Raw genomic sequence first — 22765 nt, 5'->3', positions numbered from 1 at the left:
ATAACAGGTTATACAAGAGAAGATATATTATCAAAAAGACCATCAATTTTAAAATCAGGAAAACAAAATAAAGATTTTTATAAAAAGATGTGGAATGATATCTCTAAAAATGGACTGTGGAAAGGTGAAATCTGGAATAAAAAGAAAGATGGTACTGTTTATCCAGAATGGCTAGCAATATCTACTATTTATGATGAAAATAATAAACCTTTACAATATGTAGCAATCTTTTCAGATTTTTCTGAAATAAAAAAACATCAAATGCAACTTCAAGAGTTAGCTCATTATGATACTCTAACTAGTTTACCAAATAGATTATTACTTCATCAAGAATTGTCTTTTATGATTAAAGCAGCAAAAAGACAAAAAACAAAACTTGCTGTACTTTTTATGGATCTTGATAGATTTAAAAATATAAATGATACTTTTGGTCATGGAATAGGTGATAGTGTTTTAAAAGAGACTTCAAAACGTCTAAAACAATTAGTTAGAGCATCCGATATAGTTGCAAGAATTGTTGGAGATGAATTTGTTATAGTCCTTTATGATATTAAATCAATAAATGATATAGAACAAATATCTGAATCAATTTTAAGAGAACTTAGAAAACCATTCAAAATAGATAATAAAGAACATTTTATAAGTGGAAGTATAGGTTCAAGTGTTTATCCTGATGATTCAATAAGTATTGATTCTTTATTACAATATTCTGATATAGCTATGTATGAATCTAAAAGTTTAGGGAAAAATAGTTTTAGTCTTTTTTCAATGGATATGCTACATAAAGCTAATAGTATTTCAACTTTACACAATGATTTAAGTAAGGCTTTAGAGAATAATGAATTTTATTTAGAGTACCAACCTCAATATGAAATGATTAATAATATAATATACGGTTTTGAAGCTTTAATACGATGGAACCATCCTACATTAGGAAAATTAAGTCCTGATAAATTTATAAAATATGCAGAAGAATCTATGCTTATAATACCAATTGGTAAGTGGATTTTAGAACAAGTTATAAAAGATTGGAAGATTATAAAAGAAGCTTATCCTAATACTGTTTCAATATCTGTAAACGCTTCTCATAAACAACTTAATCAAGATTTTGTAAATCATCTTGAAAATTTAACAAAGATTCATCAAGACTTTTCTAAGATGATTAAAATAGAAATTACAGAAACATCAGCTATGAAAAATGCACTTTTAACAAAAAATATTTTAAGACAAATTAAAGACTTAGGATTTAGTATCTCTTTAGATGATTTTGGAACAGGATACTCTTCTTTAAGTGCAATAAAAACACTTAGTGTTGATGAGATAAAAATTGATAGGTCTTTTATAAAAGATGTTCCAGGTGATGAAGATGATGAGGAATTAGTAACAACTATAATTGCAATGGCAAAAGTTATGAAAAAACATGTTATTGCAGAGGGTGTTGAAAGAGAATGCAATAATATACAAGGGTATTTGATTTCTAAACCCATGACAATTGAAAGCTTAGTAAAAAACAATTGATTTTTATTACTTATATGATAAAATAATTAAATTAAAAAATATATAAATAACTTTTTAATATATTTTTACTATTAAGGGATTATTTATGAAAAAACTTATTAAAGCTTTTCTATTAGTCATTTTTATGAATCAAATATTTTTATTTGCAGAAAGTAAACTTGATATAATTAATAAAAATAATGAATTAAAAGTTTGTATATGGCCACAATATTATGGAATATCATATGTAGATCCACGTACTCAAAAGCTTGTAGGAATTGATAGCGATTTAGCTATTGAATTAGCTAAAGATTTAGGTGTTAAATTAAAACTTATAAAAAGCTCTTTTCCTACATTAATTAATGATGTAACAAGCAATAAATGTAATATCGCAATGTTTGCTATTGGTAATACCAAATCAAGACGTGCAAAAATGAGATTTACAACTCCCCATTTACAAAGTGATATTTACGCAATTACAACTAAAACTAATACAAATATTAAATCATGGGATGATATAGATAAAAAAGGTATTATTGTTGCTGTTGCAAAAGGTACATATCACGAACCTATTATGAAAAAAAAGTTAAAAAATGCAGAACTTGTTGTTATAAAAGGTTTCAAACAAAGAGAAGATGAAGTTCAGTCGGGACGTGTTGATGTATTTATGACTGATTATCCGTATAGTAAAAAAATGTTAGAAAAGACAGATTGGGCTAAATTAATTAGTCCTAAGGAAACATACCATCTTACACCTTATGCTTGGACAATGGCATATGGTGATGATAAATTTTATGAAAGAGTTGAAAAGTTTATAAGAGATATTAATCGTGATGGGCGATTATTAAAAATTGCAAAGAAAAATGCATTGGAACCAATTATAAAGGTAAAGTAGTTAAATGTTATTAAAGCTAATTAAAAAAGATATAAATCTTTTATTTATTGGTTCTCTTGTTATATTATTTTTTATTACTGCTGGAATAATAGCATCTTCTAGTATTTTAAAAGAAGAAACAATTGATAATCAATTAACAATCTCTAAATTAAAAGCAGAGTTCTTAGCAGAAGAGTTAAATCAAAGTATAAATACAATAGAAGTAGTAATAAATAATATTACATCAATAGTTAATTTAGATGATTCAAAAGTCATTATTAACAATAAATTAAGTGAGATTCTTCGTACTTTTCCACAAATTAGATCTCTTAATATCTTAGATAAAAATAGTATAACTTACAGCTCAAATAAAAGTAATATAGGATATTTAATAAATGATAATGAATTTTATCCAAAACCCTTATTTAATAATAGTATATTAAGAGTAGCATACCCTTTACTTGGTCGTGATTTTTTTACTTCTAAAAACATTTTAGATGCTCAAACTTATGAAAAACCTAAGTCCTTAATTATTCCAATTATGAAAGAAACTTATATAAAAGATAAAGAGTTTGTTATTTTAATTGCATTAAATGCAGACTATTTATTAAATACATTTAGAAAAAGAAATGAAGATAATAAGTACCAAATAGAGTTATTACGAGCAGATAGAGTTTTACTACTTTCAAATGTAAAAGAAAAGGTTTTTGGAAAAAAAGAAGAAATAAATTTTTTTATTGAAAAAGCATTAGAAAAAAATAATTATTCAGGTGTTCATTTTATTAATAATGAAAAGTTTATTAGTTCGTATTCTCTTACTAAGGATTATCCACTTCTTTTAGGTGTGCATGTAAATTATAAGAAAAGCCTTTTAAGTTGGAATCAAAAGAGTTATAAGTTTTTTGTAATATCTATTGGTATTGTAGTTGTTTCTATTCTTATCGTTCTTATTTTGTTTTTACTTTATAGAAAAGGTAAAAGTAAAGAAATTCTTGCTCATAAAAAACAATTAAATGCAAATAATAAATTTAAATTATTATTTGAAAATAGTCATTTTTTATCTGCTGTAATTAATCCTGATGGAAAAATTGATGATATTAATAAAAAAGGTTTAGAGTTTCTTGGAAAAGATATTGCTAGTTTACGTAATAAAAGTTTTTGGGATTTAGAGTGTTGGCAAAATGATGAAAAAATACGAATAAAAAAGTTACTTTCAAATTATAAATCTTTTTTAAATATAGATTATGAAGTAAGTGCTATGGATAGTGAGAAAAAATATAGAGTCTTAGAGTTTGTAATGTCAGCAATTTCTTCTAATGATAAAGGTCAACTAATTTTAGTTGGGATTGATATTACTCAAAGAAAAGAGAAGGAAAAAAAATTACAGCAAGCATATACTGTTTTTAATAATACTAAAGATGGTATTGTAATTACTGACAAATATACAAATATTATTGATGTAAATAACTCTTTTGAAAAAATCACAGCTTACTCAAAACTGGAAGTAGTGAATAAACGTATAAATCTTTTAAAATCAAATTTACATGATAAAAACTTTTATAAAAAAATGTGGAAAGATTTAAAAGTAAATGGCTTTTGGGAGGGTGAAATTATAAATTTAAAAAAAGATAGAACCTTATATACTCAATGGCTTACAATTAGTACAATTTATAGTCAAACTCATGAAGTATTAAATTATATAGGTATTTTTAGTGATATTACTGAGCGAAAAAATAAAGATAAATTATTAAAAGAAAAAGAAGCATTACTTTTCCAACAGTCAAAAATGGCATCAATGGGTGAAATGATAGAAAATATTGCACATCAATGGAGACAGCCTTTATCTGTAATTTCAACTACTGCTACAGGAATTAAAATGCAAAAAGAGTTGGGTATACTTAAAGAAAAAGATGAGTTTGAAAATTTAGATATGATTAATACATCTGCTCAATATTTATCTCAAACAATAGAAGATTTTAAAGACTTTTTAAGAACAGATAAAAAACTTGAGATGTTTAAGTTAGAAAATACTCTTAATTCTGCAATAAAACTAATTAGTTCAAAGTTTAAAAATCGTAACATCACAATAGTTATAGATAATCAAGACATAGAAATTTATGGTTTGAAAAATGAATTTGTACAAGTTATTATGAATATATTAAGTAATGCAAAAGATGCTTTAGAAAATATAGACTTAGAGAATAAATACGTGTTTATTAACTCTTTTATTGATAAAGAACATATTTTTATCCAAATAAAAGATAATGCAGGAGGAATTCCTCTTGATATTATAAATAAAATTTGTGAACCATATTTTACAACAAAACACCAAAGTAAAGGCACTGGCATAGGCCTTTATATGTCTGAAGAGATTATAAAGAACCATATGAAAGGTTCTTTACATATACGAAATGAAGAGTTTGAATATAAAAATGAAAAATATAAAGGTGCATGTTTTGAAATAAAAATACCTAAATAGAATAGTTAATAAATATGTTCATACTCATAATAAAGTTATTATTTTAATAAATAAATCTAAATATTATTTTAATTAAGATAAAATACTTTAAAATATAAATTGATGGAAAATGGCTAAGGAAAACTTTTTTAATATAAAAAATATTACTACTGCTTTATTATTGTCTTTTGCATATATCCTTCTTGGTATATTAAGTATGAATTATGCGAGTATGGTTTCAGGTATTGCAATTGCATGGCTTCCAAACTCATTACTCTTAGCATTCTTTTTACTAAAAAATAGTAAAGAGTGGAAATACTATATACCTTTTTTTATTGTTGCAGAAATAATAGCTGATTACCCATCTTTTACTTTTATTCAATCTTTACAGTTTGCTTTTATAAATATTTTTGAAACTACAGTTGCTGCATTTTTAATAAAAAAAATCACTGATTACAAGAAAAATTTCACAAATACAAAATATGTAATAGCTTTCTTTTTAATAGCTTTAAATATTATGCCCTCAATAAGTGGTATTTTAGGAGCAACTGTATATTCAACTCAAATAGTTGAAAACTCTACTTTCTTTGAGTTTTGGAGAATTTGGTATTTTGGCGATGCTGTGGGAATTTTACTTTTAACTCCTATTCTTGTTATGACTTATGAAAACTATAAAACATTTAAAAATTATTCTTTAAATATTCAAAATACTTCAACTGTAATTTTTACTATAATCTTAGCAGTGGTATTGTTTTCTTTTAATAATGATATGACTGTGTTACCAACAACACCTTTGATCTTTATTTTAATACTTTTATGGATTGTATATAAGCAAGGAATACTTCCCTCATTAATAATTTCATTGTTAATTACTATTATTGCTATATACTTTACAACAAATTCTATTGGTCCTTTTGCAATATTTTCTGAAAAAGAGACGACTATTTTTTTACAAGAGTTTATTTCTTTACTTGTAATAATTCCTCTTTTTGTTGGAATACTTCTTCGTGAGATAACTGATTCTAATAAAAAACTAATAGAATTAAATAGTAAGTTAGAAGAAAAAGTGAAAGAAAAAACTAAGTCATTAATAGAATCAAATGAAAAGTTAACTCTATTAGCATCAAAAGATCCTCTAACAAATATTTATAATAGACGTATGCTTAATGAATACATTTTACAAGAAACAGTAAAAGCTAAAAGACATAAAACTGATGTATCATTAATTTTACTAGATATTGATCACTTTAAAGATACAAATGATAAGTTTGGACATCAAGTTGGTGATGAAGTTTTAATTGAAATATCTAGTATTATTTCTAAAAATATTAGAGAATCAGATATTTTTGGAAGATGGGGTGGGGAGGAGTTTATTATTATACTTCCTCAAACTAGTATAAAAAATGCCTATGAAGTTGCTGAAAGCTTAAGAAAGAAAGTAGAAAATCACAGTTTTGAGAAAGTAGGTAAAAAGACGATTAGTTTGGGTGTTTCTATGTATAATACAAAGCAAGATATTTTAGAGTTTATAGAAAATACAGATAGAGCAATGTATAAAGCAAAATATAGTGGTAGAAATAAAGTTGAATATTTTGAATATTAATATTTTAAATAAATACTTTAGCTAACCATCTTTTTAAAAAATCATCTCGTGAATATTTAACAGCTCCTAAGTCAAACTTATATTCCATATAAGGATGTCCTAAATTCCAAAAGGCATAGTTTTCTTTTTCTAAGTATTTTGCTAAAAGCACAAGCTGTAATTTTCCATAGTTATTATACTTTTTCTCTTTTGAGCTAAAACCTGTAAGTGAAGTATATGTATCATAAATTTTATAACCAATTTCTGCAGCAATTAGCTCCTTTGTTTCTTTATCTATAATTTCTACACTCATAATTGAGAAATCAGGAAGTGAATCATCTTTTTGTTTTAGTTCAAGCAGTAATTTATGATAATCACCAATTAACCAATTTGGATTATGATACTCATCTATTTTTTCTAATACTTCTTCAAATCTTGTATTAATTTTAAAAATATAATTATCTTTTCTTATTAATTTTTCTACTTTTTTACTAATATGTAAATTTTCAAAATCTAAAAGTGCATATTCAAACTGCAGTTCAGGAAGTAAGTAAAGTTTCTCTTCATATATTGTTGTAGTAGAGATAAAACCACACCTTGCAAGATGTATATAAAACTCTTTTGAGAAGTCATCACTAAAATAGTAGTTTGTATTTTCATTTGAATAAATATCATTAAAAAGTATATTAGTATCTATAATATTTTCATAAGTTAAATAGTATATTGTATTATCAAGGCTCATAAAAAGGATTTTAGCATATATTACGTTTCATTTAATTATAATTATCAACAATTGCAAAAATGTAAGGCTTTTTTTGAACACACTAATTACAAACAATCAAACTACAAATTTTTATAATCATTTAGAAGAAGTGTTACTTAAGTGTAATAGCTTTATATTTAATGTAGCTTTTATAAACTTTTCAGGACTTCAATTACTCCTTGATACTTTAAAAACTTTAGAGCAAAAGGGTGTAAAAGGAAGAGTTCTAAGTTCTACGTATTTAAACTTTACAGAAGTAAAAGCCTTAAAGAAAATAAAAGAGTTTAAAAATATCGAAGTAAAAATTTATGATAGTAATAAAACAAATATAGGCTTTCATGCAAAGTCATATATCTTTGAACTTGATGATACTTATGAATTACTTTTAGGTTCTTCAAATATAACGGCAAGTGCTTTTAAAACAAATATTGAGTGGAATATAAAAACTATATCAAAAAAAGATGATTTGTTTTTAAATGAAGTATTAAACGAGTTTGAGTCTTTATGGAAAAATTCATACATAGTAAATAAACAGTTTTTAGAAGAGTATGAAGAGTTTAAAAAAACTTTTGAAAAAAGAGACTTTAATAGCAGTTTTAAATTAGAAAAGTTAAATACTAACTATATGCAAGAAGAGGCTCTTTTTAATTTAGAAAGTTTAAGGAAGAGTGGCGAAAATAAAGCTTTAGTAATAGCAGCAACGGGTTCAGGAAAAACATATCTTTGCGCATTTGATGTAAAAAAAGCAAGACCCAAAAGAGTACTATTTTTAGTTCATCGAGAAAATATCTTGATAAAAGCAAAGCAGAGTTTTGAAAGTATTGTTGATTCTTCTTTTACTTGTGGCTTATATACAGGAAATAAAAAAGAGTTAAATAAGAAGTATTTATTCTCTACAATCCAGACGATGAGTTTAGATTTTAAGAACTTTAAAAAAGATGAGTTTAATTATATAGTAGTTGATGAAGCACATCATATAGTTTCCCCTTCATATAAGCGTGTTCTAGAGTATTTTAAGACAAAATTCTTACTTGGCCTTACTGCAACATCAAATCGAATGGATGGAAGCTCTATTTACAAAGTATTTGATAATAATATTGCTTGTGATATTAGACTAAATGATGCTTTAGAAAATAAGCTTGTGGTACCTTTTCACTATTACGGAATTACGGATATTGAAAGTATTGATTATTCAAGTATTGATATGACAAAAATTGAAGAGCTAACAAAAGTTTTAAAAGTAAATAAAAGAGTTGAATATATAATCGAAAAGATGAACCTTTATTCACACTGTGGGTATAAAAGAAAAGTTATAGCTTTTTGTGTTTCAAAAGAGCATTGTATTTATATGAGTGAGCAGTTCAATAAAAGAGGAATAAATTCAACATATCTAATAAGTAATAATACAATAAGTCAAAGAGAAGATGCTATTAAAAATCTTGAAGATGATACAAACTGCTTAGAAGTAATATTTACAGTTGATATTTTTAATGAAGGTGTTGATATTCCTTCAATAAATACAGTTTTAATGCTTCGTCCTACTAATTCACCTATAGTATTTACGCAACAATTAGGTCGTGGCTTACGTAAACATAAAGGCAAAGAGTTTTTAACAGTTTTAGATTTTATTGGTAACCATAATAAAGCATATCTAATAGCACTTGCGCTTATTGGAAATAAAGCAATCGATAAAGAGAGTATTAAAATATCACTAAAAAACAATTTTGCAAATATGCAAAATGTATTTATCAAAATGGATGAGATTTCAAAACAAAGAATATTAGAACAAATTGACAAAGAAAACTTCAATCATTTAAAATATTTAAAAGAGCAGTATTTTGAATTTAAAGCAATTTTAGGAAATAGAAGACCTTTATTAGTTGATTACTTACAGTATGAAGATTTGATATCACCTTTAAGTTTTATAAGTGATTCAAAATCGTATATTGAGTTTTTAGCTAAGGTTGAAAAAGATGAAGAGATTAAAAGCAATTGTACAGATGAGGTCTTTATAAAAGCTATTAGATTTATTGAATACTTGCTTCCTGTAAAAAGAGTTTATGAATTTGTTGTATTAAAGTATTTATTGAATAATGATTATATTGATGAAGAAATCGCATCTTTACATTTAAAAAAATATTTAAATAAAATCAATAGCGATACGATTCTTCATAGTTTTAACTTTTTAAATCAAGATTACTTTGATAAAGCACAAGTTAAAAGATATTTAAAACTAGTTGAGTTTAAAAATACAAAATTAGTAAAATCTAAAGAGTTTGAACTTTTATTACAAAGTGATGAGTATAAAAAGTTATTTGAAGATAGTATAAATTATGGAATACTTCATTATGAAAAAGAGTTTGGAAGAGAAGATTATTCCTTACCATTTTTAAAACTATATTCAAAATACAATATGTTAAATATCGCACAGCTTTGTAATTTTAATAAAATACACTCTTCTTTTAGAGGAAGTGGATTTTTAAAATATAAAGATGATTTTTTCTTATTTATAAATCTAGAAAAAGAGAAGTTTTCAAAGTCTTCATATTATGATAATACTTTTTTATCAAAAGATACATTTACTTATCAAAGTAAACCAAGTACTTCTCAAGATAGTGTTGATGGAGTTAAGCTAATCAATAATAAAAAATTAAATGTAAAACTTCATATTTTTGTACGAAAATTTGTGCTTGTAGATAAAAAAACTCAAGGCTTTATTTATCTAGGATTAGCAAATACTATAAAATATGAAGGAAATAAACCTATATCTGTTCATTTAAAACTAGAAAAGCCTTTAGATAATAAACTTTATGAAGAGTTTACTAAGATAGTCTAAGTAAAATATAGGGAACTTTATAAGAAAACGCCATTCACAAAATAAAATCTAAGAGTATAAAAAGTACAAATAAGAACAAACAAGGTATTAAAAATTAGTGAATACATCAAAGTATAATCAAGGCTTTTATTTATAAGTAGTTTTAAAACAGAATAGGCAAAAGCAAAAAATACACCTAAAAATAAAGAACCCCAAATAAAATAGCCAATATAAAAATACTCATGTTGTAACATACAAAATGGGCATTGATGGGTTGGAAGTTGATATACATAAGTTCCAAAAAAGTATGTAACTGCATAGTAAGAAATATAAATAAACAGAATATTTACAAGAATATTTAAATATGGATTTTTTTGAATATTTACAAAAATACTTAGAAAATACAGCAGATAAAAAAGAACTAAAAGCATAGGAATATTCAGATTAAAAGGTATTTGACTTCCTGTTGAACTTGCCCCAAAAATCACAGAACAACAAAGCACGGGTTCTTGTGTAGAGATATTTGTTAAGTATAAAATATCAAGTACCGTTTCAATAATCACAAGTAGAAAAATTAAAATAAAGAAGTAAAATTTTTTCTTTGTATATGGATAAGTTTTTTCTTTTAAATCAAGAGTATTTAAAATCATCCAAATACCAATAAAAAATAGAAGTATAACTTTAAAACTTAGTAAAGGTTGACCATAATCATTTGCTCCAATAACTCCAGCTGCACACATAGCACCTGGAACTATATGCGATAAAATATCAATACTATAAGTAAAATAAGGCATTAGAAATATTTTTATTATCATTGTAAAACTAATGATTAGAATTACTAAATATGAACGTTTTTCAAGTTTATATTGCTCTTGTGTAGTTTTTGAATAATCCCAATTTTTTATAATTGAAAGTGAATAAAAAAATGAGATAGTAAGAAGTGTTAAAAGTATTATTTGAGTAAACAAAAATACGATTATTTCATTTGATAAAAGTACATTATTCACAAATACATCCATCTTTTATATTTATAGTATTATCAACAAAATCTAAGTTATCAAAAATTGGATCATGTGTTGCTATGATAATTGTTTTATTAAGCTCTTTTAACTTTTTTATGACTTCAATAAATTTTAATGAGTTTGCATTATCTAGATTGGCCGTAGGTTCATCACAAAGAATGATATCAGGATTATTTACTAACGCTCTTGCAATTGCAGTTCTTTGCTTCTCTCCTCCTGATAGGTTTGATACGGTTTCATCTTTTTTATGTTCAATATTTGCTAAGTTTAAAGCTGTTTGTACTTTTTGATTTATCTCTTTTTGAGAAAAACCTAAAGGAACTAAAGGAATTGAAATATTTTCTTCAACATTTAATTCATTAAATAGATTATAAGATTGAAAAATGAAGCCAAGATTCTTCGCACGAAATAGTGAACTATGTAAATCAGGAAGTTTTGCAATACTGTCATTATTTATAATTACATCACCAGAACTTGGTTTTGATAAAGCTCCAAGAATTGAAAGTAAAGTTGATTTCCCACTTCCACTAACACCTTTTAATATCACACAAGATGAAGTTTGAATTTGGATATTTATATCTTTTAAAGCGTGAAACTCTTTTTTTGTATTTTCATTAAATATTTTATTTAGATTATTTACTTTTATCATTTCATACTCTCACTTGGTTCAATTACTGCAATTTTCCATGTAGGAATTAAAACAGCAGAAATAAAAGGAATTACAAAAAATAAAAATAGCGTTGTAATAGTTGAAAAATCAATATTTGGTATAAAAGAGACACTATTTTCTAAGTTTTTAAAACCTAAAAAGATATTACTTAATATTGGAGCATTTAAAAAGAATACAAATATATAAGCAATAATAATACCAATTAAAAATGAAATAAATGCAATAATAAATGTTTCAAATATTTTTAATTTTATAACATCTTTTATACTCCAGCCAACAGCTCTTAAAATACCAATCTCTTTTTTATCACTTGAACTAATCATTGTATATCTTTGAAATAAAATTAGTACAAAAGTAATCATCACAATAATAAATAAAATTAAGAAAATACCACCTTTATAATTGTAAAGATTTTCATAGGCTTTTTTAATATCTGATTTTTGGATAACTCTAATATCCAAGTGCTTTAAAATAAGCTCTATTTTAATATTTGATTGTTCCAATTCATTTGGCACATTTAAAACTATATCCGTAGATTCATCTTCCCCTATATTTAAAATTTCTTTTGCAAGGGAAATATCCATGATGATTAAATCATTTGCAATTATATTCGTATCTTTTGGCAAAGCTTTAAATATAGATACTTTTTTTAGCTCTCTATTTTGTAGTTTAAAAGAGTAGTCTTCAAAGTAGTGAAACTTTTTAAATACTTCATTTACACCATTTCCAATTATCATAGAATCTTTTTCTAAAAATTCTTGAATATTTAGTATTTTTAAAAGCTCTTTTATTTTTTTATTAGTTGACTCTTCAAATAAATCAACACCTATAATAGTAAAATATTTTTGTGATGGTTCAAAAAAGTATTGTCCATAAACTCTTTGTTGAATATTTTCAATTCCATTTATATTTCTAAAATCATCAATCCAAAAATTAGGGGTATTTACTATTTTTCCTGAATTCATCTTTTGTACTACAAAGTCACTTTGGGCATCTAAAGTATTAAATACTTCTTTTTGAATAGATGAAGATATAAATAGAACGGAAGAGATTAAAAATACAATTAAAATTGATATTAAAGAGATAGCGATATGTTTTGATTTGTGTTTATAAATTAGTAAAAATAAAAAGTTCAAAAAAGTACTAGTTTTCATATACAAAATCCATATAACTTAATTTTTTTTGTTCAGGATAAATAACAGTTGAAAAATCTTTATATAATCTAATTCTTGGCTCATAAGGCGATGTAGAAAAAGAAATAGCAGGAATTTTTGTAATACTTGAAATACTCTTTGTAAATAAACTACTTTGCTTTGTGTAATTAGCATGAATAAAAATCAAAAAGAATGATATGGTAAATAATGCTAAGATTACGAATAAAAAGTTTTTACTTAAAGTAGTGATTTGAAGCTCCTGTGCCTTAATTATGTATTTTATCTTTATTAGATTAATAAAGTGTTAAATTTCTTAATTTTACTTAGAATTAACAGCATAATAATTCTATTTGAAAGTACCTAAAAATAGTACTTTTACAAGCTCTTATATTATATATATAATAAAAAGTATATAATTATATATATAACTAAGGAGAATTTTAATGCCCAATAGACTACAGATTGATGAATTAAAAGATATATTAATCGAAAGACAAAAAGTCATTTTAAATAATATAAATGGAAGTAGATTAAACATCGATCAATTAAAAGACCAAGAAATTAAAGACGATTTAGATTATGCTGAAGTAATAAGTGATTCTTTTACAGAGGGTATGATTGCAAATCATCAATTAGCTGAATTAAATCAAATAGTAGAAGCAATTAAAAAAATTGATGATGGAACATACGGAGATTGTGCAATGTGTGGTGTTACTATTCCTATTGGAAGATTGAAAGCAAAGCCATTTGCAAAGTTTTGTACAGAATGTAGAGAAGTTTATGAAAAAGAAGAAGCTAAGAAACATTAGTAATTTCTAGTTAAAACTAAATGCTATTAGATTTTTACTAATAGCATTTTTTATGATAGTTTATGGAAGTGTTATCTCTCTTGAATCAGTATAGATTTTATTTTCAATAACAATTAATCTCTCTTCATTATCAAAATCAAAATTATAAACTTTATCATTTGTAAAATCTTCATTTAATCTAATTAAAAAGCTTTGTGATTCAATTGCATATAAAGAATCTGTATATGCTAAAGCATGAATTTTTGAGTATTTAAATTTTTTACTTTCTAGCTCTTCTAGTGCTAAGTTTAATTTTACTAATCTTCCATCAATTGTAGCTAAATAAATATTTTCACCATTTGTGATAATATCTCTAATCTCATAATCTTTTGAAAGAATATTTTTTGTAGATATTGTTACAATTTTATTTGCACTTGCTGCAATTAAAGTTTGCTTATTTTGGATTACAGTTAAAAATATAATATTGTTAAATTCACTATCTAAATCTACTGATATATTTTTAACAGATTCATTTGTTTTAGATGAAACAATAATGATTTTTCCATTTAGTGTTGGGAAAAGAATTAAATTTCCCATAAAATGAGGATTTGCTATTCTTGTGTCATTTGCTAAAGATATTGTTAAATACTCTTTAAAAAGAGTTTTTTTAGTATTAATATCAAATAATTCAATTGAATTATTTGAATAAACTAATGCAAGTTTATTATCTTTAAGTGACGCAGCAACTACAATATTTTCAAGTTTAAGCTCTTCATTTCCAATTAATAATGTATCTTTATAGTTGGTAGCAAGAACTTTTCCTGTATTACTTACATTTAAAAAATTAAAGTTTTCAGGAAGTTTGAATTTAGAAATTCCATCTCTTGTAATAATAGTGCCATCTTCTAATGTAGCACCTTCTCTATTCATAGATTTTATAGAAGAAGATAGTGTAGACTCTTCTATACTTAAACTACTTTTTACATCTTCTGGTTCAAAATACTTTTTACTTCCACACCCTGTTAATATAAAAAGTGTAGTTAATAAAATTAAAAAGTGCTTCATATTATTATTCCTTTATTTTGTAAGTAAATAGTGTTCTAATAATGCAGATAATTCTGATGCTTTTGATGACTTAGGAATTAACTTAAGTGCAACTTTTGCTTCTTTATATTTTCCTTCATTAACTAAAACTAATGCTTTATTAAATATTGCAAACTCTTTAAGTAAAAAATCACTTTGCATAGATAATGAGTTTAACTTTTCAACATCATTACTTGCTAATGCTTTTTTATACTCTGATAACTCTTTTAAATATGGAACATTTGTATCAGGATAATTACCATCTTTTTTAGCTTGTAAATATAAAGCTACTTCATAAAGTTTATTATTTGTTTCTTTTAAAGTATTAAGTGCTTGTGTATCTTTTGAGTCTGTAATTACTTTATCAAAAGCTATATTTGCTGCTATTGTGTTTTTTTCATTATTATAATTATTTACACTTATTGCAATAACTGCAATTATAATAATCGAAACAAGTCCAATGATTAAAGCTTTATATCTTTTATAAAAGCTTTCAACTTTTACAACACTTTCTAGGAATTTTTCTTCACTATTTAGTTCATCTTTAACAAAATCAACATTTTCTTTCATACTCATATTTATAAACCTTTTTTAAAACTAGATGATATAGTACAAAAAAGTTTATAAAACCTTACTTTTATAAACTTTTTTGTATAATTTATCTTTATAAATTTTAAAGGTTATATACATATGAAGAAATTATTATTAACTTTATCTATTGGATTATTATTAACACACTCAGCAATTGCTGAAGAAGAAATCGAAGAAAAATCACGGTTTGAATCTCTATCAAAATTAACAAAAGTTATTGGCACAGTTGAAAAATATTATGTAGATGATATTAAGTTAGAAGAGATTGTAAATAAAGCACTTAAAGGCTTAATGCAAGAATTAGATGCACATTCAACTTTCTTAGATGCTAAGTCTTCAAAAGAAATGAGTATCCAAACAAAAGGTGAGTTTGGTGGCTTAGGAATTACTGTTGGTATGAGAGATGGTGCTTTAACAGTAATCTCTCCAATTGATGATACACCAGCTTTTAAAGCAGGCGTAAAAGCTTCAGATATTATTTTAAAAATTGATGAAAAATCAACTTTAAATATGACTTTAGATGAAGCAGTATCTTTAATGCGAGGAAAACCTAAAACAGATATTTTATTAACAGTTGTAAGAAAAGGTGAAAATAAACCCGTTAAAATCAAAATCACTAGAGATATTATTAAAATTCAATCAGTATTTTCAAAAACTTTTGAAAAAGAAGATTTATTATATTTAAGAGTTTCAAGTTTTGATAGAAAAGTAGTAGATGGTTTAGAAAAAGCTATTAAAGAAAATCCTAAAACAAAAGGTTTAGTTCTTGATTTAAGAAATAATCCAGGTGGTTTACTTTCTCAAGCTATTGGTGTAGTTGATCTTTTTGTTGATGAGGGTGTTATTGTATCTCAAAAAGGTAGAGATGAAAATGATGAAGAAAAGTTTGAAGCTAGTTCTTCAAATACAATTTCTAGATTACCAATGGTTGTTTTAATTAACGGTGGTTCAGCATCTGCATCTGAAATTGTAAGTGGAGCGCTTCAAGACCATAAAAGAGCAATCTTAATTGGCGAAAAAACTTTTGGTAAAGGTTCAGTTCAAGCAATTTTACCTATTACAAAAGATAGAAAAGAGACTATAAAACTTACAATTGCAAAGTACTACTTACCAAGTGGAAGAACTATTCAAGCAGTTGGAGTTACTCCTGATATTACAGCATATTCAGGAAAAGCAACACAAGGTGAAGAGTCTGAATTTAAAATAAAAGAAGCAGATTTAAAGAAACATCTTGAGGGTGAATTAGAAAAAGTAGATACAAAAATTAAAAAAGAACAAGAAAATAAAGAAGATAGTAAAATTATTACAAATGAAGATGTTTTAAATGATAATCAATTAAATACATCTGTAGGAATTTTAAAAAGTCTTATAATTATAAACAAATAATAGGAGAATAAATGAAAATAAGTGATATTGTTGCATTAGGTCTTTGGCCTGAATCAAAAAAAACAACATCAAAAAAAGGTATTACTGAACTTGAAGGGTTAGGATATAACCTATTTTATATTGGTAAAAATGCAGATCTTTATACTTGTCCAGGAGAAGATGCAAAAGTTTTATTAGTAAGAAGTGATAGATGTTCTGTATTTGATATTCCATTAAATCTAGAAATTGACGGGAAAGGTGTTTCTCAAACTGCAATTTCAAATAATGGTGCCCAATTTGCAAAAGAATCTGGTATTAAAACTGCTATTTTATCTGAAAAAATTGATCAAAGTTTAAGTGTAGCTCCTAGATGCCAATTAATGGAATTATGTAAACCTTTAGAAGCTGAAATTGATGGTGATGTTGTACAATTTGAATTTATTTTTAGAAACTATTTAACAGGTTCATTATTTGATGCTTGTCAAAATGGAAATGACCCTTATGGTTTAGAACTATCAAGTGATTTAAAACAGTGGCATAAATTTGAAACTCCATTATTTACACCAACAACAAAAGGTATTAAAGATGAGCCTTTAAACTCTGCACTTGTTAGAGAAAAGTTTCCAGAAATTATTTCAAGTATGGAAAAACTATTTAAAGATTTTACAGCTTTTGCAGAAGAAAATGGAATTGTAGTTGTTGATACAAAATTTGAAATTTTTATTGATGCAAATGGTCAATGGGTTTTAGGTGATGAAGTTTTAACTCCTGAAAGTTCAAGATTTATATCACTTGAAGATTTTAATAATGCAAACTATATCTCAATGGATAAACAAATCTTAAGAGATTTTGGTAAAGCTAATAACTGGAAAGAGAAATCTAAAGAGTTAAAAGCCGGAGAAAAACTAGAAGTAGACGTGCCAGATTCTATTAAAAATACGATTTTAAATGGGTATACTACTATTTTAAATAGTTTAAGTAAATAAGTTTATAAAACTTAAGTAGGATTTATATCTAAATTACCTAAAGGTGATTTTAGATATAATCGCAAAAATATAAATTGAAGGGAATAAATGAAAGCAATTGTAAATGTAGCATTAAAACAAGGCGTATTAGACGATCAAGGTAAAGCAACTCACCATGCTTTAGATACTTTAGGATTCAAAGAAGTAGTAAAAGACGTAAGAATTGGTAAACAAATTATTATTGAATTAAACTCTTCAACTGAAGCTCAAGCTAAAGAAGAAGTTGTAAAAATGTGTGAAAAACTTCTTGCTAATACTGTTATTGAAGATTACGATATCGAAATAGTAGGTTAATATGAAAGTTTCAGTATTACAATTTCCAGGAACAAATTGTGAGTATGATACACAATATGCTTTTGAACAATTAGGTGCAAACGTAGAAATTGTTTGGCACAAAGAAAAGAATATTCCAGAAGATACTGACCTTTTAGTAATTCCTGGTGGATTTTCATATGGTGATTATTTAAGATCAGGTGCAATTGCTAGATTTGCAAATATCATGGATTCAGTTCAAGAATATGCAGCTAATGGTGGTAAAATTTTAGGAATTTGTAATGGATTTCAAATTTTATTAGAAGCTGGATTATTACCTGGTGCTATGAAAAGAAACGATTCTTTACATTTTATTTCTAAATTTCACAACTTAAAAGTTGTTGATAATAATAATACATTTTTATCACTACTAAAAGAAAATGAACTTGTAAATATTCCAGTTGCTCATCATGATGGTAACTACTTTATTGATGCAAATGGTTTAAAAGAGTTAGAAGAAAATGGTCAGATTTTATTAAGATATTGTAATGAAGAGGGAAGTGAATCTAACTTAAATGGTTCTATTTCTAATATTGCAGGTATTTGTAATAAAGAAAAAAATGTATTCGGTTTAATGCCTCATCCAGAACGAGCAATGGAAGATTTACTTGGTGGTGATGATGGAGTTAGAATGCTTAAAGGTTTTTTACAATAAAGATATAGCTTTTGCTATATCTTTTTTATTAAAAAGCTTATCATGAAAAAAACATTAACTCTAATAATTTTAATAAATATTTTATTATCAATAAATTTATTTGCTGCAAAAAATTTATATGTTTCATATAAAGAAATTCCTAAACAAGTTTATAAAAATCAAAAATTTGAAGTAACTATTAAAGCCTTAGTTACAACAAAAAACTTTGATTATATTACAACATCTTTTTCAAACTCTAAAAATATAAAAGTTCTTAATCCAAATAGCAAATGGGTGAATACATCTGGTGCAAACTATGAGAATAAGTTCTTTTTTAAAGCTGATAAAGGTAGTTTTAGACTGCCTACTTTTTCCAATAAATTAGTTAAAAATGGAAATGTCATAGAAGTAAGTACTTTATCTTCTAAAAATATTGCTTATTCTGATATCGCAAAAGGTGATGAAAGATTTTCTAATATAATTGCAAAAGATTTTAAACTAAAAGCATATAAAACAAAACAGTATAATAATAAAGAGTCATTAACAATAATTGATATTGATGCTCTTAATTCTAATCTTGAAGATTTTTCTCTTTTTGATATAAAAGAACAAGGTACTTCAAAATTAATAGATAATTATCCTAATCAAAATTTGATTTATTATGTAGTTATGCCAATACATAAGAAAAAACTACAGTTTAAATATTATAATACTACAAGTAAAAGTTTTGTAACTGTAACAGTGCCTTTAATTTTACAAAATGAATTAGTTAGTACGCAAACTGATTTAAATCCAAATGATTCAAGTTTTGAGAAGTATAAAAAAATGGCAGTAGTTTTATTACTACTATTATTTGTTTTACTTTTTATTTGGAAAAGAAATAAAATATATTTAGCTATTTCAATTATATTATTGATTGTTTCTGTGATTTACTTAATGCCAAATAGAACGGGTATTGTAAAAAAAGATTCATATATTTATATACTACCAACTAAAAATTCTACAATATTTTTCAAGCTAGACAATAAAGAAAAAGTTGAAATATTAAATAGAAAAAAAGATTTTATTAAAGTTATGGGAATTGATAAAAAATTTATTGGTTGGATAAAGGAAGAGAATTTTGGCAAAAATTAGAGGAATAATACTTTTAATTCAGTTTTCAATTACTGTTGCTATTACTGTATGTGCAATGTATTTATTTAGGAACCATACTCATAAAGTTATAAAAATTTGGATGAATCTTCAGATAAAATTCTTAGGTATAAAAATACAAACTCAAGGTACTTTAGATGAGTCATGTGACTTAGTTTTAATGAATCACCAATCCTTACTTGATATTATAATTGTGGAATATCTTCATAATAGAGATTTAGCTTGGGTTGCAAAAAAAGAAATATCAGATTTATTCTTTTTTGGTCATATTATAAAAGCACCTAGAATGATCTCAATTGATAGAGAAAATAAAGCCGGGATAATACATTTATTTAAAGAAGTAAAAGATAGATTAGATAAAGGACGACCAATTGCAATGTTTCCAGAGGGTACTAGATCTGATGGAACAAAAATGCTTAAATTTAAAGCAGGTGCAAAAATGGTTGCTAATAAATACAAATTAAAAGTTCAACCAGTTTTAATTTTTAATACTAGAAATATTGTTGATTCAAAAAAACTTGAAGCAACACCTGGTCTTGTAAAAGTTATATATCTAGACCCTGTACAAGCTGACAAAACTACATCTTGGTTTGAAGACACTGAAGAAAATATGAAAACTCTTTTTGAAGAAGAGATTAAGAAGTATGACTCTTAGTTGGCAAACTATTTTAGCAATTGGAGCAGGAGGATTTCTTGGAGCAATTGCAAGAGCTTATAGTGTTCATCTATCAAATAAATATATACCTTTAGATTTTCCTATGGGAGTTCTTCTTGTAAATATAATTGGTTCTTTTATAATAGGAATATTATTTGCATACTTTGCTCATTATACTGTTTCTGATACATTTAAGGCATTTTTAACTACGGGTTTTCTTGGAGCTCTTACAACATATTCTACTTTCGCAATTGAATCTTATTTACTTTTTGGAACATCAGCATATTTAGCAATAACAAATATGGTACTAAATCTATTTGGAACAATAATAGCTGCTGGTTCTGGATATAAAATTATCAATTTTCTTTTAAAGTAAATCACAAAAAAAATTTAAGCATTAAAAAGTTATAATAAGTCCAAATTAACATAAGGATTAGTCATGGGAATGCCTGGCGGAATGGAATGGATATTAATAGCACTAGTAGTATTACTACTATTTGGAGGTAAAAAAATACCTGAATTAGCTAAAGGTCTTGGTTCTGGAATTAAAAACTTCAAAAAAGCTGTAAAAGATGATGAAGAAACTGAAGTTGCTGATAAAAAAAATGATGAAATCGAAAAAAAAGCTGAAACTGAAGCTAAAGTAGAAGACAAAAACGAAACTAAAACAGTTTAAGAGTAGATATTGCAAAATTTAGTAAAAGAATATATAGAAAATATATTAGAAACAAGTGTTGTACTTGAGAAGCCAAAAGATATCTCTTTTGGTCATTATGCAACTCCAGTTGCATTTTCACTTGCAAAAGAGTTAAGAAAATCTCCAATGATAATAGCAGATGAGTTAGCATCAAAATTTGATGATTCATCAATGTTTGAAAAAGTTGAAGCTGTAAAAGGTTTTATAAACTTTAAATTATCAAATGATTTCTTACAGTCTTTAGTTGATAATGCATTAAGCAATGAAAATACTTTTGCAAAAGAAACAAAAAAAGATAAAAAAATTCTTTTAGAATATGTTTCAGCAAATCCAACTGGTCCTTTACATATTGGTCATGCTCGTGGAGCAATACAAGGTGATACAATTGCACGTGTTGGAAGACACTTAGGTTTTGATATTACTACTGAGTATTATATAAACGATGCTGGTTCTCAAATGGATATGTTAGGTCTTTCTATTTGTTTGGCTGCTCAAGAGTTTATTTATGAACTTGATGTTGAATATCCAGAAACTTACTACAGAGGTGATTATCTTACTGATATTGCTAAAGTAGTAATTGAAAAGTTTGGAAAAGACGTAATCTTTGATGAGGCTAAACATAAAGAGATAGCTTTCTTTGCAAAAGATTTAGTTATGGATATAATTGTTAGTGATTTAAAAGATTTAGGTATTGAATTTAATACATTTGTTTCTGAGAAATCTCTTTATCCTTTATGGGAAGAGACTAAAAAAGTTTTAGAAAACAATGATTCTCTTTACACAAAAGATGAAAAAGTTTGGATTCGTTCAACTAATATTGGTGATGATGTTGATAGAGTTGTTGTAAGAGATAATGGAATTCCTACTTATTTAGCTGGAGATATTATTTATCATAAAAATAAGTATGATAGAGGCTTTGATGAATATATTAACATTTGGGGAGCAGATCACCATGGTTATATTAAAAGAGTTAAAGCAGCAATTGAGTTTTTAGGTAATGATTCAAAAAAACTTGAAGTACTTTTATCTCAAATGGTTTCACTTTTAAAAGGTGGTGAACCATATAAAATGAGTAAGCGTGCTGGAAATGTGATTTTAATGTCTGACATTACAAACGATATTGGTTCAGATGCCTTAAGATTTGTATTTTTAACTAAAAAAAGTGATACACATTTAGAGTTTGATTTAGATAGATTAACTAATCAAGATAGCTCAAACCCAATTTTTTATATTAACTATGCGCATGCTAGAATTAATCAAGTATTTAAAAAAGCAGAATTAACTTTTGATGATATTAAAGATGAAAGTTTTGAAAATTTAAATCAAGATGGATTAAATTTAATTTATGAATCTTTATTATTAGGTTCAGTTTTAAATGAAGCTTTTGCAAAAAGAGAAATGCAAAAAATTACAGAATATTTAACTTCATTAGCAGCTTCTATTCATAAGTTTTACAATGATTATAAAGTTGTAGGAAGTGCTGAACAAAATATGTACCTAAAAGCTCTTAGTATGTCTGCAATGAGTATTAGAGTTGGTTTGGATTTATTAGGAATTAAAGCTAAGGATAAAATGTAATGAAATGGTTTATAATTATTTTAACAATTGCAATTGCTATTGCTATTTAT

22 protein-coding genes are annotated in these 22765 nt (G+C 25.5%); 15 read left to right on the top strand and 7 right to left on the bottom strand.

Features of this window, described 5'->3' with window-relative positions; translation table 11 throughout:
- From GBG18_RS02670 to GBG18_RS02655, 4 genes are all read left to right on the top strand, one after another.
- Positions 1-1518: putative bifunctional diguanylate cyclase/phosphodiesterase (locus GBG18_RS02670; protein WP_152188150.1), on the top strand; the 1518-nt coding region annotated here is incomplete at its 5' end.
- A gap of 85 nt (positions 1519-1603) precedes the next feature.
- Positions 1604-2392, top strand: a complete 789-nt coding sequence (locus tag GBG18_RS02665) for a substrate-binding periplasmic protein (protein WP_152188149.1) — start codon at positions 1604-1606, stop codon at positions 2390-2392.
- A 4-nt stretch (positions 2393-2396) separates the two neighbouring features.
- On the top strand, positions 2397-4850 hold the full coding sequence (locus GBG18_RS02660; protein WP_152188147.1) for a PAS domain-containing sensor histidine kinase: 2454 nt from the start codon (positions 2397-2399) through the stop codon (positions 4848-4850).
- A gap of 109 nt (positions 4851-4959) precedes the next feature.
- Entirely contained in the window at positions 4960-6432 is a 1473-nt protein-coding gene (locus tag GBG18_RS02655) for a sensor domain-containing diguanylate cyclase (RefSeq protein ID WP_152188146.1), read from the top strand.
- Positions 6433-6436: 4 nt separating this feature from the next.
- Here the strand turns inward: GBG18_RS02655 and GBG18_RS02650 are convergent, their stop codons facing one another.
- Complete coding sequence (locus GBG18_RS02650; RefSeq protein ID WP_152188144.1) at positions 6437-7153, bottom strand: GNAT family protein; 717 nt, start codon at positions 7151-7153, stop codon at positions 6437-6439.
- A 73-nt stretch (positions 7154-7226) separates the two neighbouring features.
- Between GBG18_RS02650 and GBG18_RS02645 the strand changes: the two genes are divergently transcribed.
- Entirely contained in the window at positions 7227-10010 is a 2784-nt protein-coding gene (locus GBG18_RS02645) for a DEAD/DEAH box helicase (protein WP_152188142.1), read from the top strand.
- 17 nt (positions 10011-10027) lie between these two features.
- Here GBG18_RS02645 and GBG18_RS02640 read toward each other — a convergent pair whose 3' ends face one another.
- From GBG18_RS02640 to GBG18_RS02625, 4 genes are read right to left on the bottom strand one after another with little or no spacing between them, the layout of a single operon-like run.
- Complete coding sequence (locus tag GBG18_RS02640; RefSeq protein ID WP_152188140.1) at positions 10028-10996, bottom strand: hypothetical protein; 969 nt, start codon at positions 10994-10996, stop codon at positions 10028-10030.
- Entirely contained in the window at positions 10989-11660 is a 672-nt protein-coding gene (locus tag GBG18_RS02635) for an ABC transporter ATP-binding protein (protein WP_152188138.1), read from the bottom strand. The genes GBG18_RS02640 and GBG18_RS02635 overlap by 8 nt, the downstream gene beginning before the upstream one ends.
- Positions 11657-12835, bottom strand: a complete 1179-nt coding sequence (locus GBG18_RS02630) for an ABC transporter permease (RefSeq protein WP_152188136.1) — start codon at positions 12833-12835, stop codon at positions 11657-11659. Before GBG18_RS02630 ends, GBG18_RS02635 begins: the two co-directional genes overlap by 4 nt.
- Positions 12825-13022, bottom strand: coding sequence for a hypothetical protein (locus tag GBG18_RS02625; RefSeq protein ID WP_152188134.1), 198 nt, complete (start codon positions 13020-13022; stop codon positions 12825-12827). The genes GBG18_RS02630 and GBG18_RS02625 overlap by 11 nt, the downstream gene beginning before the upstream one ends.
- 256 nt (positions 13023-13278) lie before the next feature.
- Between GBG18_RS02625 and dksA the strand changes: the two genes are divergently transcribed.
- A complete protein-coding gene (gene dksA / locus GBG18_RS02620) occupies positions 13279-13644 on the top strand; it encodes an RNA polymerase-binding protein DksA (protein ID WP_152188132.1) in 366 nt (121 codons plus the stop codon).
- 60 nt (positions 13645-13704) lie between these two features.
- Here the strand turns inward: dksA and GBG18_RS02615 are convergent, their stop codons facing one another.
- Positions 13705-14688 carry a hypothetical protein gene (locus GBG18_RS02615; protein ID WP_152188131.1) on the bottom strand — a complete coding sequence of 328 codons (984 nt, stop codon included), beginning with the start codon at positions 14686-14688 and terminating at the stop codon, positions 13705-13707.
- 12 nt (positions 14689-14700) lie between these two features.
- On the bottom strand, positions 14701-15282 hold the full coding sequence (locus GBG18_RS02610) for a hypothetical protein (protein ID WP_152188129.1): 582 nt from the start codon (positions 15280-15282) through the stop codon (positions 14701-14703).
- A 114-nt stretch (positions 15283-15396) separates the two neighbouring features.
- On the opposite strand from GBG18_RS02610, the gene GBG18_RS02605 reads away from it, so the two are divergent.
- From GBG18_RS02605 to argS, 9 genes are all read left to right on the top strand, one after another.
- Positions 15397-16683 carry a S41 family peptidase gene (locus GBG18_RS02605; RefSeq protein WP_152188127.1) on the top strand — a complete coding sequence of 429 codons (1287 nt, stop codon included), beginning with the start codon at positions 15397-15399 and terminating at the stop codon, positions 16681-16683.
- An 11-nt stretch (positions 16684-16694) separates the two neighbouring features.
- On the top strand, positions 16695-17648 hold the full coding sequence (locus GBG18_RS02600; protein ID WP_152188125.1) for a phosphoribosylaminoimidazolesuccinocarboxamide synthase: 954 nt from the start codon (positions 16695-16697) through the stop codon (positions 17646-17648).
- 87 nt (positions 17649-17735) lie between these two features.
- Entirely contained in the window at positions 17736-17981 is a 246-nt protein-coding gene (purS, locus tag GBG18_RS02595; RefSeq protein WP_152188124.1) for a phosphoribosylformylglycinamidine synthase subunit PurS, read from the top strand.
- 1 nt (position 17982) lies between these two features.
- Positions 17983-18654, top strand: a complete 672-nt coding sequence (gene purQ / locus GBG18_RS02590) for a phosphoribosylformylglycinamidine synthase I (protein WP_152188122.1) — start codon at positions 17983-17985, stop codon at positions 18652-18654.
- 42 nt (positions 18655-18696) lie between these two features.
- Positions 18697-19767 carry a hypothetical protein gene (locus GBG18_RS02585; RefSeq protein WP_152188120.1) on the top strand — a complete coding sequence of 357 codons (1071 nt, stop codon included), beginning with the start codon at positions 18697-18699 and terminating at the stop codon, positions 19765-19767.
- Complete coding sequence (locus GBG18_RS02580) at positions 19754-20440, top strand: lysophospholipid acyltransferase family protein (protein WP_152188118.1); 687 nt, start codon at positions 19754-19756, stop codon at positions 20438-20440. The genes GBG18_RS02585 and GBG18_RS02580 overlap by 14 nt, the downstream gene beginning before the upstream one ends.
- A complete protein-coding gene (locus GBG18_RS02575) occupies positions 20430-20816 on the top strand; it encodes a fluoride efflux transporter FluC (protein WP_152188117.1) in 387 nt (128 codons plus the stop codon). Before GBG18_RS02580 ends, GBG18_RS02575 begins: the two co-directional genes overlap by 11 nt.
- Positions 20817-20879: 63 nt before the next feature.
- On the top strand, positions 20880-21116 hold the full coding sequence (locus GBG18_RS02570) for a Sec-independent protein translocase subunit TatA/TatB (protein ID WP_152188115.1): 237 nt from the start codon (positions 20880-20882) through the stop codon (positions 21114-21116).
- Positions 21117-21125: 9 nt separating this feature from the next.
- Complete coding sequence (gene argS / locus GBG18_RS02565; RefSeq protein ID WP_152188113.1) at positions 21126-22715, top strand: arginine--tRNA ligase; 1590 nt, start codon at positions 21126-21128, stop codon at positions 22713-22715.
- Positions 22716-22765 lie beyond the last annotated feature (50 nt).

Source organism: Poseidonibacter ostreae (assembly GCF_009208075.1).
In the GTDB taxonomy this organism is placed as follows: Bacteria; Campylobacterota; Campylobacteria; order Campylobacterales; family Arcobacteraceae; genus Poseidonibacter; species Poseidonibacter ostreae.
The sequence above is the reverse complement of the archived record's forward strand: the minus strand, read 5'-3'. Positions and strand labels throughout refer to the sequence as shown.

Coding starts and splice junctions, on each gene's coding strand:
- dksA (WP_152188132.1), top strand. CDS start 13,279: ATGCCCAATAGACTACAGATTGATGAATTAAAAGATATATTAATCGAA.
- GBG18_RS02575 (WP_152188117.1), top strand. CDS start 20,430: ATGACTCTTAGTTGGCAAACTATTTTAGCAATTGGAGCAGGAGGATTT.
- GBG18_RS02600 (WP_152188125.1), top strand. CDS start 16,695: ATGAAAATAAGTGATATTGTTGCATTAGGTCTTTGGCCTGAATCAAAA.
- GBG18_RS02610 (WP_152188129.1), bottom strand. CDS start 15,282: ATGAGTATGAAAGAAAATGTTGATTTTGTTAAAGATGAACTAAATAGT.
- GBG18_RS02605 (WP_152188127.1), top strand. CDS start 15,397: ATGAAGAAATTATTATTAACTTTATCTATTGGATTATTATTAACACAC.
- purQ (WP_152188122.1), top strand. CDS start 17,983: ATGAAAGTTTCAGTATTACAATTTCCAGGAACAAATTGTGAGTATGAT.
- GBG18_RS02615 (WP_152188131.1), bottom strand. CDS start 14,688: ATGAAGCACTTTTTAATTTTATTAACTACACTTTTTATATTAACAGGG.
- purS (WP_152188124.1), top strand. CDS start 17,736: ATGAAAGCAATTGTAAATGTAGCATTAAAACAAGGCGTATTAGACGAT.
- GBG18_RS02570 (WP_152188115.1), top strand. CDS start 20,880: ATGGGAATGCCTGGCGGAATGGAATGGATATTAATAGCACTAGTAGTA.
- GBG18_RS02655 (WP_152188146.1), top strand. CDS start 4,960: ATGGCTAAGGAAAACTTTTTTAATATAAAAAATATTACTACTGCTTTA.
- GBG18_RS02650 (WP_152188144.1), bottom strand. CDS start 7,153: ATGAGCCTTGATAATACAATATACTATTTAACTTATGAAAATATTATA.
- GBG18_RS02630 (WP_152188136.1), bottom strand. CDS start 12,835: ATGAAAACTAGTACTTTTTTGAACTTTTTATTTTTACTAATTTATAAA.
- GBG18_RS02660 (WP_152188147.1), top strand. CDS start 2,397: ATGTTATTAAAGCTAATTAAAAAAGATATAAATCTTTTATTTATTGGT.
- GBG18_RS02665 (WP_152188149.1), top strand. CDS start 1,604: ATGAAAAAACTTATTAAAGCTTTTCTATTAGTCATTTTTATGAATCAA.
- GBG18_RS02635 (WP_152188138.1), bottom strand. CDS start 11,660: ATGATAAAAGTAAATAATCTAAATAAAATATTTAATGAAAATACAAAA.
- GBG18_RS02585 (WP_152188120.1), top strand. CDS start 18,697: ATGAAAAAAACATTAACTCTAATAATTTTAATAAATATTTTATTATCA.